Origin of the sequence: Slackia heliotrinireducens DSM 20476, assembly GCF_000023885.1 — a bacterium.
Lineage (GTDB): Bacteria > Actinomycetota > Coriobacteriia > Coriobacteriales > Eggerthellaceae > Slackia > Slackia heliotrinireducens.
In genome coordinates this window covers 2,395,319-2,411,184 of sequence record NC_013165.1, presented here as the reverse complement: position 1 = coordinate 2,411,184, position 15,866 = coordinate 2,395,319, and the positions used below count along the sequence as shown (strand labels likewise).

Annotated in this window: 18 protein-coding genes; 16 read left to right on the top strand and 2 right to left on the bottom strand. The window is 60.8% G+C overall.

The window, feature by feature from the left end; translation table 11 throughout:
* The first annotated feature begins 1 nt into the window (after position 1).
* Positions 2-1,567 (top strand): Asp-tRNA(Asn)/Glu-tRNA(Gln) amidotransferase subunit GatB, encoded by a 1,566-nt coding sequence (gene gatB, locus SHEL_RS10675; RefSeq protein ID WP_012799286.1) that lies wholly within the window; start codon positions 2-4, stop codon positions 1,565-1,567.
* A gap of 350 nt (positions 1,568-1,917) precedes the next feature.
* Positions 1,918-2,655, top strand: coding sequence for a hypothetical protein (locus SHEL_RS10670; protein ID WP_012799285.1), 738 nt, complete (start codon positions 1,918-1,920; stop codon positions 2,653-2,655).
* Positions 2,656-2,820: 165 nt separating this feature from the next.
* On the opposite strand, the gene SHEL_RS10665 is transcribed toward SHEL_RS10670, so the two are convergent.
* Positions 2,821-4,716: a heavy metal translocating P-type ATPase gene (locus SHEL_RS10665; protein WP_012799284.1), complete on the bottom strand. Its 1,896-nt coding sequence runs from the start codon at positions 4,714-4,716 to the stop codon at positions 2,821-2,823.
* A gap of 139 nt (positions 4,717-4,855) precedes the next feature.
* Between SHEL_RS10665 and SHEL_RS10660 the strand changes: the two genes are divergently transcribed.
* The 10 genes from SHEL_RS10660 to SHEL_RS10615 all read left to right on the top strand — a co-directional run bounded on the left by SHEL_RS10660 (position 4,856) and on the right by SHEL_RS10615 (position 12,259).
* Entirely contained in the window at positions 4,856-5,395 is a 540-nt protein-coding gene (locus tag SHEL_RS10660; protein WP_012799283.1) for a TetR/AcrR family transcriptional regulator, read from the top strand.
* Between the two features lie 278 nt (positions 5,396-5,673).
* Positions 5,674-6,036 carry a hypothetical protein gene (locus SHEL_RS10655; protein ID WP_012799282.1) on the top strand — a complete coding sequence of 121 codons (363 nt, stop codon included), beginning with the start codon at positions 5,674-5,676 and terminating at the stop codon, positions 6,034-6,036.
* A 36-nt stretch (positions 6,037-6,072) separates the two neighbouring features.
* Entirely contained in the window at positions 6,073-6,618 is a 546-nt protein-coding gene (locus tag SHEL_RS10650) for a DUF5067 domain-containing protein (protein ID WP_012799281.1), read from the top strand.
* A gap of 21 nt (positions 6,619-6,639) precedes the next feature.
* Entirely contained in the window at positions 6,640-7,236 is a 597-nt protein-coding gene (locus tag SHEL_RS14535) for a hypothetical protein (RefSeq protein WP_012799280.1), read from the top strand.
* Between the two features lie 89 nt (positions 7,237-7,325).
* Entirely contained in the window at positions 7,326-7,787 is a 462-nt protein-coding gene (locus tag SHEL_RS10640) for an XRE family transcriptional regulator (RefSeq protein WP_232001596.1), read from the top strand.
* Positions 7,788-7,852: 65 nt separating this feature from the next.
* The gene (locus tag SHEL_RS10635) at positions 7,853-8,296 is read left to right on the top strand and encodes a hypothetical protein (protein ID WP_012799278.1); all 444 of its coding nucleotides are present in this window, start codon (positions 7,853-7,855) and stop codon (positions 8,294-8,296) included.
* Between the two features lie 113 nt (positions 8,297-8,409).
* Positions 8,410-9,828, top strand: a complete 1,419-nt coding sequence (locus tag SHEL_RS10630) for a serine/threonine protein kinase (protein WP_012799277.1) — start codon at positions 8,410-8,412, stop codon at positions 9,826-9,828.
* Between the two features lie 6 nt (positions 9,829-9,834).
* Entirely contained in the window at positions 9,835-11,037 is a 1,203-nt protein-coding gene (locus tag SHEL_RS10625) for a serine/threonine protein kinase (RefSeq protein ID WP_012799276.1), read from the top strand.
* Between the two features lie 120 nt (positions 11,038-11,157).
* Complete coding sequence (locus SHEL_RS10620) at positions 11,158-11,583, top strand: FKBP-type peptidyl-prolyl cis-trans isomerase (protein WP_012799275.1); 426 nt, start codon at positions 11,158-11,160, stop codon at positions 11,581-11,583.
* 247 nt (positions 11,584-11,830) lie between these two features.
* Positions 11,831-12,259 carry an FKBP-type peptidyl-prolyl cis-trans isomerase gene (locus SHEL_RS10615; protein ID WP_012799274.1) on the top strand — a complete coding sequence of 143 codons (429 nt, stop codon included), beginning with the start codon at positions 11,831-11,833 and terminating at the stop codon, positions 12,257-12,259.
* A 285-nt stretch (positions 12,260-12,544) separates the two neighbouring features.
* Here SHEL_RS10615 and SHEL_RS10610 read toward each other — a convergent pair whose 3' ends face one another.
* On the bottom strand, positions 12,545-12,814 hold the full coding sequence (locus SHEL_RS10610) for a PGPGW domain-containing protein (RefSeq protein ID WP_012799273.1): 270 nt from the start codon (positions 12,812-12,814) through the stop codon (positions 12,545-12,547).
* A 137-nt stretch (positions 12,815-12,951) separates the two neighbouring features.
* Between SHEL_RS10610 and SHEL_RS10605 the strand changes: the two genes are divergently transcribed.
* From SHEL_RS10605 to SHEL_RS10590, 4 genes are all read left to right on the top strand, one after another.
* Positions 12,952-13,794 (top strand): deoxyribonuclease IV, encoded by an 843-nt coding sequence (locus SHEL_RS10605; RefSeq protein WP_012799272.1) that lies wholly within the window; start codon positions 12,952-12,954, stop codon positions 13,792-13,794.
* Between the two features lie 3 nt (positions 13,795-13,797).
* Entirely contained in the window at positions 13,798-14,364 is a 567-nt protein-coding gene (locus tag SHEL_RS10600) for a manganese efflux pump MntP (RefSeq protein WP_012799271.1), read from the top strand.
* A 96-nt stretch (positions 14,365-14,460) separates the two neighbouring features.
* Complete coding sequence (locus SHEL_RS10595) at positions 14,461-15,069, top strand: L-threonylcarbamoyladenylate synthase (RefSeq protein WP_012799270.1); 609 nt, start codon at positions 14,461-14,463, stop codon at positions 15,067-15,069.
* 182 nt (positions 15,070-15,251) lie between these two features.
* The gene (locus tag SHEL_RS10590; RefSeq protein ID WP_012799269.1) at positions 15,252-15,830 is read left to right on the top strand and encodes a prepilin peptidase; all 579 of its coding nucleotides are present in this window, start codon (positions 15,252-15,254) and stop codon (positions 15,828-15,830) included.
* Positions 15,831-15,866: the final 36 nt, after the last annotated feature.

Sequence of the window (15,866 nt, the reverse complement as noted above, 5' to 3'; positions counted from 1 at the left end):
CGTGCGTCAGTTGGAAGAAGCCCTGCGCGACTGGGAGGCCGTCATCGGTCTGGAGATCCATGCGGAGCTGACCACGCTGAACACGAAGATGTTCTGCGGCTGCAAATTGGAATTCGGCGCGCCGCCCAACACCCACACCTGTCCCGTGTGTCTGGGGCTGCCGGGCGCGCTGCCCGTGCCCAACAGGGCCGCCATCGAAAGCATCGTGCTGGCGGGGCTTGCCACCGGCTGCGACATCGAGAAGCGGTCCATGTTCTACCGCAAGAACTACATGTACCCCGATATGCCCAAGAGCTTCCAGATCACCCAGGGCCCCATCGCGTTCTGCATGCGAGGCCGTCTGGATGTGGATGTGGAAGGGGCCGCCGCGGGCGAGCGTGTCGAAGCGGTCGGCCTTGCACCTGGCGAGACCTGCGGAAACGTTGTTCGTACCGACGAGGGCTACACGGCCCGTATCGGCATCATGCGCATCCATATGGAAGAGGACGCGGGCAAGATGGTGCATGTCGGCGGGGGCGAAGGCCGCATCGCCGGCGCCACCCACTCACTGGTGGACTTCAACCGGGCCGGCACGCCGCTGATCGAGCTGGTGACCGAGCCCGACCTGCGCACGCCCGAAGAGGCGCGCCTGTTCATGCAGAAGCTGCGCCTGATTTACAAGGCCATCGGCATTTCGGACTGCTCCATGGAGGAGGGGTCGCTGCGCTGCGACGGCAACGTGAGCCTGCGCCGGCGTGGGAAAGAGGGCTTCGGCACGAAAACCGAGCTCAAGAACCTGAACAGCTTCAAGAGCCTGCACGATGGCCTGGCCTACGAGATTCGCCGCCAAGCCGAGGTGCTGGAATCCGGCGGCACCATCGCGCAGGAAACCCGCCATTGGAACCCGTCGGAGAAACGCACCATCGTCATGCGCGTGAAGGAGACCAACGACGACTACCGGTTCTTCCCCGAGCCCGACCTTGTGCCGTTCGACCTATCCGACGACTTTATTGAACGCGTGCGCGCGAAGCTTCCCGAACTGCCTGATCAGGTGGCGAAACGCTTCCGGAAAACCTACGGACTGAGCTCTGCTGACGCCCGCCATCTGGCTGAACGGGCGGATGTGGCTAACTTTTTCGAACGCGCCATGGCGGGCGCCGACGCATCGCTTGCAAAGCCGCTGGCCAACCTGATGCTCAACGACGTGGCAGCCCGCATGAACGCGGATGCGTTTTTCGACCTTGCGGAAGGTCCGCTCACCCCGAAGCGCGCCGTGGACCTGGTGAAGCTGGTTGCTGGGGGCGATATATCGTCAAGTCAGGCCAAAGACGTGTTCGCTGCCGTGATCGACGAGGACGCGGATCCCGCCGCCATCGTGGCGGCCCGCGGTATGCGGCAGGTGTCCGATGCGGGCGCAATTGAGGCGGCGGTAGAGGCCGTAATCGCTGTCAACCCCGAAGAGGCTCGGCGCTATCGTGACGGCGAAACCAAGCTTTTGGGATTCTTCGTCGGGCAATGCATGAGGCAGATGCGCGGCCAAGGCAATCCCCAGGTCATCACCCAAATGCTGCGCGAGAAGCTCGCCTGAGGGTAGGGAGTCTGTCTGCACGCGAAGCTCGTCGAAGGGCAAAGGCGCTCGCATGCGCGAGAAACTCACCTGAGGACTGGGGAAATCTACCCTTTAATAACGGGGGAATCGAACGTGCCTGGCCTCAGGCTTGTTTCCGCATGTACGCGTTGAGCTGCGTTTTCTGAAGGACGTCGCATTGCATCTGGCGAAGGCGGTAGCTGCTTTGCTGCGGTGTGATGTTGCGAACCGGCTTGCCGCGACGGAAATAAGAAAAGTAACAATTGCTTGCATCCGTTCCGCATCGCGCTATCATAAAGTTAGAAGAGGCTAACAAATAGGAAGAAGCCTCATATATCAGAGGAGGGTATATGAAAAGAATCGTGACGTTGCTATGCACGTTGGCAATGGCGTTGACGCTGGGCGCATGCTCGTCGGGCGCCGGTGAGGAGGCCGTTCAGGAAGAGCCCCTGTCGCCTGCCGATCAGTTGCTGGTTGACGTGAGCGGCACATATGACGAACTGTTCACGGTAATCTGCGACCCGCAATACGACCAGTTGTGGCTGGAAGACTGTGAGGCCCTTGTGGGTCCTGACATGGCTGCTGACGCCGCCGACATGTTGAAGAGCGCTTGCACGGGCACCATCTACGGTGACGAGGCGGCGGCTGCGTATGCCGATGATCCGGAAGCCGCGCAGTTCGACTGCTACTTCATCAACGGTCCGGCGCAGATCACGTTCGACGGCAACACCATTTCCGGCGTCGACGCAAACGGCAACGAGGTGTTCAGCCACGAATACGCCTATGTGCAGGACCTGTCGCTGGACGGCATGATGGACGGCTACCTGTATGCCACCGAAGATGCCGATGCGGGCGAATTCAAATACTTCTTCATGATGCCTGATACGCCGGGCAGCACCTATCATATCGAATTCCGCTACGGCAGCGACATCGATGCGTTGACACATTACGCCGAGGGTCCGTACGCCTACTGGCTGGCGGCCGGCATCCTGACGGACGCCGACGATCAGATGATCGAGGATGTCATCGGTTTGTTCTGCGAAGAGAACCTGGCCGACCAGGGCGAGCAAGAGGCTCAAGCCGCCTAGTGCGAATCTCCCGTGTCGGGACAATTGCAAATCTGTCGAGGCGCTCCTTCGGGGGCGCCTCTTTGGTGTGCCGAGCGTCAGGTATTTTGAAATGCGTCAGGCTCGACGAAAGCGACTCGGGATGCATGGCTTCGGCTGCCTTTAGACGGGACGACGCGTCGTCATCTAGCCCTTCTGCGATTCCCATCTCAATAGGAGGGCCGAATTCACAACCACGAATACGCTGCCGCAATTGTGAACAAGTGCGCCGGTGACGGGGTCGAGCACGGCTGCGATGGCCAGCGCGATGGCCACGAAGTTCAAGGTCATCGAAAACGTGAGGTTCGCTTTTATTTTGCGCATCATCTTGCGGGAGAGCGCAAACAGGTGGGGAAGGTCGGCAATGCCGCCAACAACGGTGATGTCGGCAGCCTCCATAGCGATGTCGGATCCCACGCCGCCAATAGCGAGGCCCACATAGGCGCGCCTGAGCGCAGGGGCGTCGTTCACCCCGTCGCCGATCATGGCGACCTTGCGGCCTTGTGATTCCATGCGCTCGATTGCGGCGAGCTTGTCCTCGGGCAGGTAGTGGGGGAAGATCTCTTCGATTCCAAGTCGCGCAGCCACAGCACGGGCGGGTTCGGGGGCGTCGCCTGTGAGCATGACGGGCTCGATGCCCTGGGAGCGCAGGTTCTCAACAACCTCGCCGGCGTCTGTGCGCACCGTGTCGGAGAGGACCACAGCCCCTGCAAGGGCGCCGTCAACGGCTACGTAGCTGATTGATCCGCCTCCTTGTCCCGCCATATCAACCAGGTAATCCTGCCTGTTCAAAGAGATGCCGTCCTTGATCATAAGGGTTTTGTTGCCCACTGCGACGGATGAGTTTCCAACGCGTGCGCGGATGCCGAGTCCTGGCAGGGCCTCGAACGCATCCGACGCGACGGGTTCGATACCGGCTTTGCGGGCGGCATCCACGACGGCTTTGCCGAGCGGGTGTTCGCTCTTGGCTTCGGCGGAAGCGACGAGCCCGAGGAGGCTCCGCTCGTCGAAGCCCGATTCGGGAAGGGGTTCGATTGCGAACAATTCAGGCGTGCCTTCGGTGAGCGTGCCCGTCTTGTCGAAGGCGACGCGGTTGGTTTTGGCCAGGCGCTCGAGCGCATCACCCTCGCGCACCAGGAAGCCATGGCGCGTGGCGTTGCCGATGCCGGCTGCGATGGCTGCGGGTGTGGCCAGCACGAACGCGCAAGGGCAGAACACGACGAGCACCGTGACTGCGCGCAGTACCTCGTGCGTAACGAGGAAGGTTCCGGCGGCGGCCAGCAGCGCGATGACCACAACCCAGGTAGCCCACTGGTCAGCAAGGTGCACGATCTTCGCTTTGCCTGCGTCGGCGCTTTCCACAAGGCGTGCCATGCGGGCGATGGTGCCGTCGTCTCCTGCGCGGGTGGCGCGCACGTCGACCGACCCGTTGCAGTTGACCGTGCCGGCAGACACTTCGTCACCCGGGCCCTTGTCCTTCGGCAGGGGCTCTCCTGTCACGATGGCTTCGTCCACGCTTGTAAGGCCCGTGACGATCAGGCCGTCTACCGGAACCGTTTCTCCGGGCAGTACGCGCACCGTGGCGCCTGCGGCGACCTTCTCGGCGGGCACATCGGAAACGGTGCCATCGGCTCCAATCACATGTGCGGACCTGGGCGTAAGCGACACGAGCCGCTTGATTCCTGCCCGAGCGCGGGCGGCCGTGACCTCCTCCAGCAAGCCGCCCAGCTGCATGATGAGCGCAACCTCGCCTGCAGCGAAGTATTCTCCGACCGCAACCGAAGCACAAAGGGCTATGGCCACCAACACATCGGCCTTGATGTCGAATTCGGTAACAAGGCCGACCAGGGCACCGACGAGAATGGGGATACCGCAGAGCACGATGGCGATCCATGCCGGATCTACGGGAAGCGACCTTCCCGCCACGAAACTCGCAACAAGCGCCACCGCCGAAATGACGAGAAGCACAATGTCCTTTTTGATGCCGCCGATGTCGAACAAGTCTTCCAACCTGTGTAACGCTGCGTCGATTCTGCCTTTCATGATTCACTCTCCTGGAATACTGTTACGATATTGAACACTTAGTACGCTATAATCCAATCGGTACGATTTGAAGAGTCAATCGCCGTCTATCGGAAGATACGGAACACCGATGCCCGAATTGTGCGGAAGGAAACATGCCATGGACAGACGCCAGAGAAAGACGCAGCGCGCCATTTTCGACGCATTCGAAGCGCTTATGGCCGAAGAGCATTACAGCCAGGTGACGGTGGCGCAGATTATTGAGCGCGCAGACATCGGCCGGTCGACGTTTTACGCCCACTTCGAGACGAAGGACGATTTGATCGACACCATCTGCACCGAGATGTTCAACCATATCTTCGAAGGGGTCAACTCCGATTGCGTGACGCATGCCACGCTCGAAACTCCCGGTCTGGAAGGCCAGCTCGCGCACCTGCTCTATCATTTGAGGGACACGCATGGGGGCGTGAGCGGCAAGCTTCTTATGGAAGGCGAGCCGCACTTCACTTCGCACTTCCAAGGACGTTTGAAAGGGTTGCTTTCGGACGGAGCCTCTGCTTTTCCCGAAGCGGACGGTGACTTTGCACAGCGTTTGCTCGTAAGCGCGTTCTGCGAAGCCGTGGCCTGGTGGTTTGAACGGGGATGCAAGACGAGGCCGGAGGATGTGGCCAGGTGGTTCATGCTGCCCTTGGACCGATAGGCGCCTAGTCCGCGGCTCCGGCCGTGCAACATCGACTGAAACCGCCTCCCGAAGACGTGCACAAAGTCTCGGGAGGCGGTTTTTTGGCCTGATCAACCGTCGGAGGCCTCCTTTTCGTTTCTGCTGAAAACTTGGACACGGACCTCGAATACGGTTCTAAAGGGCGATGGGGTGTCGGCGACCGCCGCCGAAGTCTTAGCTGACAGCTAATGAAACGAACGACCAAGACGGGTACCGTTTTCACTGTCAACACCGATTGATGGCAGGAGGAAACGCCAATGAAAATTTGGAAGCTGGTGTCGGGCATTCTCTCGATTGTCCTGAGCGTATTCGTTCTATTCCAATCTTGCGCCGCCGGGCTGAGCAACAGCCTGGAGAACAGCGGCGAGGTAGGCGGGTCGGCGGGGGTCCTTGTGGCCATCCTGCTGCTGGCCGGCGGCATCGTGGCGATCGCCGTTCGCAACAGCCAGGGCCGCGGCGGCAACATCGCGCTCGCCGTCGTGTTCGGACTCGCGGCGCTGCTCGGCTTCGCACTTGCCGGAAGCTATTCCGACCTGCGTATTTGGGCTGGATGGTGCCTCATCTGCGCCGTGGTTGCCGTTATTGACATTGTCCGGAGCCGTACGCCGAAGGCGCAGTAGCGATTCGGCTGGCATAACGAACGAAAGGGAGTCGTAATGAAGAAACAAACGAAGAAGATTCTGGGAATCGCGATGGTTGCGATGGCCCTTTGCGGCATGCTGGTACTGGCTGCGTGCTCGTCGAGCGACGAAGGGGCGGATGCGGCCGATTCCGCAAGCACCGAGACTCAGGAAGCCGCCGAGCCTGAAGAGGCCGCCGAGCCCGAACCAGCGGCCGAGCCTGAAGAGGAAACGGTCGAATCCAATTACGCCGTGACCATCGATGGGTCGTCTTTGGGCGAGGACTACGAGGGCAACCCGTGCATCATCGTCGACTACACCTGGACGAACAATTCCGAGGAAAAGACCAGTGCTGCGGCTGCGCTTTATTCGAAGGCCTACCAGAACGGAGTCGAGCTTGAGCGCGGGATAGTTTCCGACATCGACAACGACAGCGAATGGAACGACGTAAAGCCCGGTGCAACCACGTCCTACCAGGTTGCATACCTGTTGGATGACACGTCCGAAGTCGAGGTCGAAGTCGAAGACAGCTGGCAGTGGGAAGAGACCATCATCGCGACGGCCACGTTCAGCGTGGAATAGCCAAAGGCGACGGGAGTAACTATGCACAGCGAAGGATACGCACGCGATAGCTTCGTCATGAAATACGCCCTTGTGCTAGCGGGCCTTGTGCTGGCGGTTCTGCTTGCTTCCTGCGGAGGAGGCGAGGGCGCCCAGAAAGACGAGGCGTCCGACCCTGAGCCTGCGGCGACCGAGACGACCGCGGAGGCTGAACAGGCCGCTGAGCCCGAGGCAGCCGTTGAGCCCGAACCTGCTGCTGAGCCCGATGCCGAAAAAGCGGCCGAAGAGGCATCGCAGGAAGATGTCGACTCGATTGGTGACGCCACCTACGAGAGCATTCTGGCTGACTACACGGCTCAGTTGGAAGAGGCCACGCCGACGCTGATCGAGGAGTTCAACGCCGAAGCGGAGGGCGTTACCGACATGGTTGAACTGGCTAACATCTGCACCGACAAGATTCAGGAGCTGGCGCTTATCGAGACGCAAGGCACCGAGCGCATGGCGCTGGTCATGTATCGCGACGGCGACGATTACGAGGTGTACGAGGATTGGAGCATGAAGCTCTACGACGTCTACGAGGCCCAGTCGATGGAAATCACCAGCGCCTACGAGGATGCGGCCCTAAACGCATATCTGTAATAGCAGCGGCGCTGTGACGCCGATCCTGAGACATGCAAACATCAAGAGGTGCATTTCGGTGCACCTCTTTCATGAAGGCGGAACATCGAATGCGACAAGAAGACAATGCGCGACGCATGCAGACCATCCGTCCTGCTGAGCCGCTGACCGAGGATCTGATGGGGGAGCTGCTGGAAACGGAGGATGTGCAAGGCTATCTCGACGGGCACCCGAGCATCAAGCGGACGCTTCCCGAATACCTTAAACAGCTGTTAGAAGAGAAGGAGCTGGTCAGGTCGCGGGTCGTGCGCGAGTCCGACCTCAACGAAACCTACGGGTACCAGATTTTCACCGGGCAGCGCAACCCCAGCCGCGATAAGGTGCTGCAGCTGGCGTTCGGCATGAAACTCAGCATCCGCGAATCCAACCGCCTGCTCCAGGCGGCCGGGGTCAACACGCTGTATCCGAAAGACCGTCGCGACGCCATCATCCTGTTCTGCATGAACAAGGGCTACTCGCTGCAGCAGACGAACGCCGAACTGTATCGCCGCGCCGAAGAGACAATCTGCTGACGTTGCCGTGCGTGCGTTGGCTTATACTTCAGAAAAGCCGATTACCCTATAGGAACGAGGGCCGCATGGACGAAACCCAGACAGAACCGTTGACTGACGAGCTGCTCGACGAGCTGCTTGCGGCGCCGAACCTCGATTCCTACTTGGGAGAACGCCAGCCTGGCCGGCGGACCCTGTCGGATTACCTACAGCACTTGCTGGACAAGAAGGGCTTGGTCCAGTCGAAGGTCCTGGCTGAAACGGAAATAGGGTATACGTACGGATACGAGATCATTTCCGGGCGCAAGGAGCACCCGGCCCGCGACAGGGTGCTGCAGCTTGTGTTCGCAATGCAAATGGACCTGAAAGAATCCGCCCGTACGCTGCAGGCGGCAGGGCTGAGCCCGTTGTCTCCCAAAAACGAACGGGACGCCATCATCATCTTCTGCGTCAACAAGGGCATGAGCATGATGGAATGCAACGACGAACTGGTCAAACGAGGCCATAAGGCGCTTTACGACCCCGATTAGGCACAACCGATCCGCCACTGTTCGGTCAGGGGCAGAAGGCGCGTATGCCACGCGCAGTTCCGCACGACGCGAAATGTCCGGCGGACATTTCGCCAAAGCAGGACTGTTTGAGCATGGCGTATGCGCCTTCCGCGTCGGCCTATAGGGCCGCAGCAACCGATACGGCCCTCATGTACGCGTTTGTGGACAGTGCACGCCGAAAGCTTTGGTACCATACCACCATGAACGAATTGGATGCATATTTGAACGAACTTGCCCATGGCGAGCGTTACCACGTGGACGCCGTCATCAAGTCGAGCCCGATCGAGACGACGCAGCTGGTGTCTGCCATCGGCTACGACGGATCCCTCGGTCAGCAGTGCATCCGCAAAATCATCGCCAGCGGGCACGGCGTGGGCAGCGCCTACGAGCTCATCCGCCAGGCGCAGCGCAGCGGCTACCGCTTCAAGCACATTCCCGCAGTATACGAAGTTGAACGCTACGACGACGAGACCGTTGTCGTGATGGAGCGGGTCCAGGGCCTTTCGCTGGACAAGCATCTCGAGGCGAACCATCTGTCGTGGGAGCAAACGACTGCGCTGTTCATGCAACTGTGCGACGCCTTGATCGAGCTTCACGAAGGGTTCGCGCAGCCCATCATCCATCGGGACCTGAAGCCTTCCAACATCATGATCAGCAAGATGGGCGTGCCGGTGCTTATCGACTTCGGAATCTCGCGGGAATACAAGCCCGGTTCCGATGAGGACACGAACCACTTCGGCACGCGCGCCTATGCGCCGCCGGAGCAGTTCGGCTATGCCCAGACCACCGTGCGCAGCGACGTATACGCGCTGGGTATGGTGATTGCGTATTGCCTGTTGGGCCGCACGCCGACTCAAGCCGATAGGGAAGCCGGGTTCTCAAACCTGCCTGCGTCCGACTTGGTGCGGAATGTCATTGCCAAAGCCACGGCCTTCAGTCCCGACGACCGCTTCGCCAGCGTGTCGGAGCTCAAAACGGCGCTTGATGCGGCATGCCGAAACGGCGGAAACGAGAGCGCGAAGGTTCTCCCGTCGCGGCCGGATGGGGACAGGCGCGTCAGCTATTGGGTCGTTGCGAACGACGGCTCAGCCGCGTCGCCTGCGCATTCGTCTAAGCCAGGTATATTTCGGCTCGCCGGCCGATCGGCCGTTGCGGACTCGGATTCCACCGCCCTGAAGCCGAGGCCCGTTTGGCTCTCGCGCTTGGGTTTTGTCTGGAACGTCCTTATTATCGGGCTGGCGGCGTACTTCACGGTAAGATCTCTTATGGGTCTGACCATAGCGGGAACGCAAGGGAATTCCTATCTGTTCGATTTCCTTGTGTACGTGTTTGTCCTGCCGATGTTCGCTATTGCCATCGGCTGGATCTTGCTGGACAAATACCCGCTCAAGCGGCGGTTCAAGGTCCTTCGGAATATTCGTTTCGTGCCGAACCTCATTTTGACGGCCATCGCCTACATCGCGTTTTTGATCCTTGTGATCTTCGTGCCGCTGTCTTTAGGGTTGGAGTAGTGGACGATGGACAATCAGAAGATATATGCGGCGCAAGAACATGACGACGGACGATATCGTGTCGAGCAGGTGCTGTCAGCCAATGCCGCCGAAACTGTCCAGGCGGTTTTGCCTGTGCGTAGGGACGGGTCGACCGGCCCGCTGCGCATTCGGAAAATCATGGCGGATGTCCAAGGGTTCGGCCGTGCGTACGATGTTCTGTACGAGGCGCAGCAGCGGGGCCTTCGCTACAAGTACGTCCCCCTCATCTACGAGGTAGAGCATGAACCGGGTACAACGGTCGTCGTCATGGAGTTTGTCGAAGGTCGGACCCTTGAGCAGTGCGTCCTTTCGGGCACATATGACCGCGAGCGGTTGCAGACGGTGTTTTTGCGGCTGGCGGACGCCTTGTCGGAATTGCACGAAGGGTTCGATCCTCCCATCATCCATCGGGACCTGCAGCCTGGAAACATCGTCATAACCGCTAAAGACATGCCCGTTCTGGTCGATTTCGACGTGGCGCGGGAATACGCGTCGGGGGCCGAACGGGATACGAACCCCTTCGGCATGCGAGGCTATGCAGCCCCCGAGCAGTTCGGCTATGCCCAATCGAGCGTGGCCAGCGACATCTATGCTTTGGGTATGGTATACGCGTTTTGCCTGTTGGGGCGCATGCCGACCCAGTCGGACCTGGCCGATGGGTTCGCGCAGGCCCAAACGACCCCTGCCATGCGCAGCGTTTTGGCGAAGGCCACCGCGTTCGATCCTGCGAAGCGGTTCTCTTCGGCAGCGGAGCTTAAGCAGGCCGTGTCCCGCGCATTGGGCGGCTCCGAGCCTGCCGTGCCGTTGAAGGCTGAGTCGGCTTCGGCCGCCGAACCAGAGATGAAGCCCCGATCGCTGTTCGTGTCGTCGCTCGCCATGATATGGAATGCGCTGCTCGCGCTGTGCGTGCTTGCCATGTCCTGGATTCTGTGGCTCTGCATCATAGGTGATGACGATCCCAGCGGGTGGCCCTTTTGGTTCAGGGTGGTCGTCTACGGTTTTTTGGCTGGCGGCTGGATGCTGTGCGCCTTCTGGGCGCTTGTCGACAAGCATTTCTTGAAGAAGCGCTTCCCAAAGCTTCGCAAGCTGGGGTTCTTCCTGAACCTTTTGCTGACGGGACTGGTTGCCCTTGTTCTGTTTGTCGTCGTCATCGCCATTGCTGCACTGACGGGAGTCGTGCAGCCGTAGCCTGCGGTACGCCGCCCGTTCGACTCGTGGATTGCCTGTAGGGATGCGTGAGCGGGGCGCGCGAGCCGCAGCGGGTCGGGTACCATTGCCCCATTGCATTTACTTTCGAAAGGAAATCACATGAGCAATCAGGGCAAGAAGGTCAAGGCGCATTATCGCGGCACGCTGGACGACGGCACCCAGTTCGATTCCAGCTACGACCGCGGCGAGCCGCTGGAGTTCACCGCGGGCGCCGGCCAGATGATCCCCGGTTTCGACGCCGCCGTGCTTGAGATGGCCGTCGGCGAGAAGAAGACCGTCCACATTCCCGCCAAGGACGCCTACGGCGAGCACAACCCCGAAGCCGTCCAGACCGTTCCCGTGGCAATGATCCCGGGTGCCGAGAACCTGCCCGTCGGTCAGACCGTGTACTTCAACGGGCCCATGGGCCCTTTCCCGGCGAAGGTCGTTTCTCTGGACGAACAGAACGTGGTGCTTGACATGAACCACGAGCTGGCCGGCAAGGACCTCACCTTCGAAATCGAACTGGTCGAGGTCGAAGGCTAAACGTTCCAGCTGCAAAGCCTTGCGCTCCATGCGCCCCGTCCGCCGGCATCCATCGGCGAACGGGGCGTTCTGCATTGCGGACCCCGATGCCGCCGGATGGTCGCAAATCGGGACTTCGGCCCAAGCGGAAGCTCCGCCGCGCCCCTGCGGCCTCGTGGATTACCTGCGGGATTGCGCAGCTGCGCTTGGGCGGGCGGAGCTGGTCGGGTACCATATACGCATCACTTCGACGCTGAAAGGAATCGCCATGAGCAACCAGGGCAAGACCATCAAAGTGCACTACCGTGGTACGTTGGATGACGGAAGCCAGTTCGACAGCAGCTACGACCGTGGCGAGCCGCTGGAGTTCGTCGCCGGCATCGGCCAGATGATTCCCGGGTTCGACGCCGCCGTGCTTGACATGCAGGTGGGGGAGAAGAAGACGGTCCACATTCCCGCCAAGGACGCCTACGGCGAGACCGATCCCGCCGCCGTCTACACCGTTCCTGCATCGGTGATTCCCGGTGCAGAAGACCTGATCGTGGGCCAGGCTGTGTGTCTCAACGATTCGCTGGGCCGCACCTTCCCGGCGTTGGTCGTGTCCGTCGACTCCGAAAACGTCGTGTTCGATACGAACCACGAGCTTGCCGGCAAAGACCTCAACTTCGATATCGAGCTGGTCGAAGTCGTCGACTAGGCGCTTTGCTACTCCGAATAACGTCGCCCCGTCTCTGCGTTTGCAGCGGCGGGGCGTTTTGCTGCTGTTGGCCTGCCGTCTAGGATACCGGCGAGCCCTTGTTTGCCGATTCATCGGACGGGACTGCGATTCGGCGGGGCCGAAGTCCATGAAGCTCCCGGTCGAATGTTCGGCCGGCCAGGGCAACACGCCCATAAAAAGGGGCGGGGCCCCGCTGTGCGATACGGGGCCCCTGTAGGAAGGAGATGTGTCGTGCTCTGTGGGAAGCATGAAGGGTGGATGAAATTACGGAAGCAAAGCCATCGACAGGCCAAGCGTTACGGCCAGAAGGCCGGGGCCAGGCAGGATGAGCATCGGGATGCCGATGGCCACAAGTCCGAGGCCTAGGATGCGACGTCCAAGATGCAGGCCGGGGGTGTAGGCGACGGCCTGTGCCGATGCGCCGTTTCCGAACGGGTTGTTAGGGCGTTCGACGAACGTCATCGGAGCAGACGTCTTGGTGCCGTCGTTGTTGATCACGTATGCTTCGTAAAAATTCTCGTTCGATGTTTTCATGGTATGCCTTTCTCGACGATGCAAGTATGCCATACACTATGCCGAACGCGAGAGCTGGTCCGCCCGATGTAATCCGTGCGTCGAAAGGGCGTTGACAAGCCGTTAGGTTCGTTGATTTGCAGTTCGAAAGGGTGGGCATGCTCCATATCGGTTGTCATTTGTCGTCGTCTTCGGGCTTTTTGGCCATGGGGAAGACGGCCACCGAAATCGGCGCGGATACGTTTGCGTTCTTCACCCGCAACCCGCGGGGCGGAAGCGCGAAGGCTATCAATCCCGCCGACGCGCAAGCCCTTTGCGACCACATGGCCCAACATGGGTTCGCGCCGCTTGTAGCCCATGCTCCGTACACGCTGAATCCCTGCTCGGATAAGGAACGAACCCGCGAATTTGCGCTTCAGGCCATGGCTGACGACCTGGTCCGCATGGAATCCGTGCCGAACAGCTACTACAACTTCCATCCGGGCAGCCATGTGGGGCAGGGGTCCGAAGCGGCCATCGAGATGATCGCAGACCTGCTCAACCAGGTGCTGCGGCCGGAGCAGACCACCACGGTGCTGCTCGAGACCATGTCCGGCAAAGGGAGCGAAGTGGGCCGCACCTTCGAGGAGCTGGCGGCCATCATCGAGCGGGTGGAGCTCGAATCCCACCTGGGGGTATGCTTCGACACCTGCCATGTGTTCGACGGCGGGTACGACATCGTGAACGACCTTGACGGCGTGTTGGACGAATTCGACCGCGTCGTGGGGCTCGACCGGCTGCGGGCGGTGCACATCAACGACAGCAAGAACCCCTGCGGATCGCACAAGGACCGCCACGAAACCATCGGCAACGGGCACATCGGACTCGAGGCGTTTGCGCGCATCGTCCGGCACCCGGCTCTGCGCGACCTGCCGTTCATTCTGGAAACGCCGAACGAATTGCCCGGTTACGCCGCCGAAATCGAAATGCTGCGCAGCCTGGCCGAAGGTGCGGAGGGCTAGCGGATGGGAATCGTCGAGGTCGTACTCATCGGCGTGGCGCTTTCGATGGATGCCTTCGCCGTCACCATTTCGGACATGTTCGCGTATCCGGCAATGACCCGCGCCCGCCAGCTTATGCTGCCTGTGGCGTTCGGCCTGTTCCAGGGGCTCATGCCGGTGTTGGGCTACATACTCGGCAGCGCGTTCGGAGCCGTCATCGAGCGCTATTCGGGCATCGTCGCCCTCATCATTCTGGGCTTCATCGGCGGCAACATGATTAAAGAAGGCGTGCAGACGCTGCGAGACGGAGGCGATGGTGGAATGGGCGTCGAAAGCGGCGTCATCACGCTGCCTGCCGTGGTCATGCAGGCCATAGCCACCAGCATCGATGCCTTCGCTGTCGGCGTCACCTTGCGTGCCGAGGCGGTGTCCATCGTTTCGGCGGCTTCAATCATCGCCTTGACCACGTTTGCGCTGTGCATCGTGGCCCTCGTCGTAGGGCGCCGGTTCGGAACGGTGCTGGGCGAACGTGCCGAGGTCGTCGGCGGCATCGTGTTGGTGATTATCGGCATCAAGGCCATGCTTCCCTAACCGTTACCGGTCTGTGACCTGCCGCGCCTTTGTTTTCCACACCCCTGTGCTAGACTCGTGGGTCCAAGCTTCAAACCCAGTTGAATCGAGGATCGAATGGCCGAGGCACTTGAGACGAGCTCTTTTGACGATGCCCTCGCGGCGCTCAACGTGGGGCGGCCGATCATTTTTCCGACCGATACGGTGTATGGCATCGGCTTGGCTGTGGGGTTGGCCCAAACGCCGCAGGCGATTTACGACATTAAAGAACGCGACGCCGGCAAGGCCATTCCGTGGCTGGTGGGACAGCATTCGTCGCTTCTGCTGTACGGGCAGGACGTTCCCGAATTCGCCCAGACCATGGCGCGGGTGTTTTGGCCCGGTCCTCTGACGCTCATCGTGCGCGCGGCAAGCACCGTCCCCAAAGCATTCTGCGGTCCGGACGGCACCATCGCCCTGCGCATGCCCGACGACGACACCGCGTTGGAGCTTATCCGCCGTTGCGGATTCCCTTTGGCCACGTCCAGTGCGAACCTTCAGGGCCACAAGCCGCCTCGCCGTTTTTCCGAAATCGACCCCGCCGTCCTGAGCCGTGTATCTGCAGCATTGGGCGACAACGTGCCTCGGAGCGGCGTTTCCTCCACGGTTGCGGATTGCACCGGCGACCATCCGGAAATCATCCGCGTCGGAGCCATAACGGCCGCCGATTTCGCGGCTCTGCTGTAGCGTCTTCAATCTGGCCACAAGTCTTGCTGCCCCGCATACGGGCAGATAAGGAATAAGCGCGCTTCTGACCAGGCAAATCAGGAGAAAATCAGGGTCGGGTCGAATCCGGTTCAGGTTTTGGCCGCGTTTCGATGCAAACTTTACATACAGTTCGGCAAGGTTCGTGCCGTAGCGTAGTCGCCATGATGATTGTTGTCTTGGCATATCCGCTTCCTCTTTCGGCCGTGGTTTCCGCAACGGCCTGGGCGTGTGCGGTCGCGCTTCTTGTGCGAATCGCCATCGTCGACATGCGCACGCGCAACATCCCCAACAAGCTCACCCTGTCGCTTGCGGTTCTGTGGGCGGCAACAGCAATGCTGCTCTGCCTGGTCGGGGGCGGCGCATCTTGGGAACCTTCCGGACCGCTTCCGTTTTCCGCCATGGCTTCGGGGTCTATGCGCGCGGGCGTGGCGCAGTCGTTTGTCGCAGCCGCATCGGTCGCCGCGGTGCTGCTGGCAAGCGGCGGGTCCATGACGGCTGCGACCGGGTCGCCCGCCATCGGAGGGGGAGACGTGAAGCTGCTCGCCGTGCTCGGGCTGTACCTGGGGTTCTACGGGGTTTTCGCTTGCCTTGCGGGGGCCTGCATCCTGGCTTTGGCCGCGCAGGTCGTCCGCTGCGCCGTGGCGCGCATCAAAAGGGCGCCGCCTCCGGCGCGGGATTTTCCCTTCGCTCCCTATATCGGCATGGCTTTCGCCGCGGTCGTACTGACCGGGCTGTGGTGACCTGTCTCCAAAAAGCCGCCGAACGTAAGGCGTCCG

What these genes read in the sequence shown, in the direction of transcription:
- SHEL_RS10620 (WP_012799275.1), top strand. Translation starts at nt 11,158, where the DNA reads ATGAGCAATCAGGGCAAGAAGGTCAAGGCGCATTATCGCGGCACGCTG.
- SHEL_RS10655 (WP_012799282.1), top strand. Translation starts at nt 5,674, where the DNA reads ATGAAAATTTGGAAGCTGGTGTCGGGCATTCTCTCGATTGTCCTGAGC.
- SHEL_RS10630 (WP_012799277.1), top strand. Translation starts at nt 8,410, where the DNA reads ATGGCGTATGCGCCTTCCGCGTCGGCCTATAGGGCCGCAGCAACCGAT.
- SHEL_RS10605 (WP_012799272.1), top strand. Translation starts at nt 12,952, where the DNA reads ATGCTCCATATCGGTTGTCATTTGTCGTCGTCTTCGGGCTTTTTGGCC.
- SHEL_RS14535 (WP_012799280.1), top strand. Translation starts at nt 6,640, where the DNA reads ATGCACAGCGAAGGATACGCACGCGATAGCTTCGTCATGAAATACGCC.
- SHEL_RS10625 (WP_012799276.1), top strand. Translation starts at nt 9,835, where the DNA reads ATGGACAATCAGAAGATATATGCGGCGCAAGAACATGACGACGGACGA.
- SHEL_RS10615 (WP_012799274.1), top strand. Translation starts at nt 11,831, where the DNA reads ATGAGCAACCAGGGCAAGACCATCAAAGTGCACTACCGTGGTACGTTG.
- SHEL_RS10670 (WP_012799285.1), top strand. Translation starts at nt 1,918, where the DNA reads ATGAAAAGAATCGTGACGTTGCTATGCACGTTGGCAATGGCGTTGACG.
- SHEL_RS10635 (WP_012799278.1), top strand. Translation starts at nt 7,853, where the DNA reads ATGGACGAAACCCAGACAGAACCGTTGACTGACGAGCTGCTCGACGAG.
- SHEL_RS10640 (WP_232001596.1), top strand. Translation starts at nt 7,326, where the DNA reads ATGCGACAAGAAGACAATGCGCGACGCATGCAGACCATCCGTCCTGCT.
- SHEL_RS10650 (WP_012799281.1), top strand. Translation starts at nt 6,073, where the DNA reads ATGAAGAAACAAACGAAGAAGATTCTGGGAATCGCGATGGTTGCGATG.
- SHEL_RS10660 (WP_012799283.1), top strand. Translation starts at nt 4,856, where the DNA reads ATGGACAGACGCCAGAGAAAGACGCAGCGCGCCATTTTCGACGCATTC.
- SHEL_RS10610 (WP_012799273.1), bottom strand. Translation starts at nt 12,814, where the DNA reads ATGAAAACATCGAACGAGAATTTTTACGAAGCATACGTGATCAACAAC.
- SHEL_RS10665 (WP_012799284.1), bottom strand. Translation starts at nt 4,716, where the DNA reads ATGAAAGGCAGAATCGACGCAGCGTTACACAGGTTGGAAGACTTGTTC.
- SHEL_RS10595 (WP_012799270.1), top strand. Translation starts at nt 14,461, where the DNA reads ATGGCCGAGGCACTTGAGACGAGCTCTTTTGACGATGCCCTCGCGGCG.
- SHEL_RS10590 (WP_012799269.1), top strand. Translation starts at nt 15,252, where the DNA reads ATGATGATTGTTGTCTTGGCATATCCGCTTCCTCTTTCGGCCGTGGTT.
- SHEL_RS10600 (WP_012799271.1), top strand. Translation starts at nt 13,798, where the DNA reads ATGGGAATCGTCGAGGTCGTACTCATCGGCGTGGCGCTTTCGATGGAT.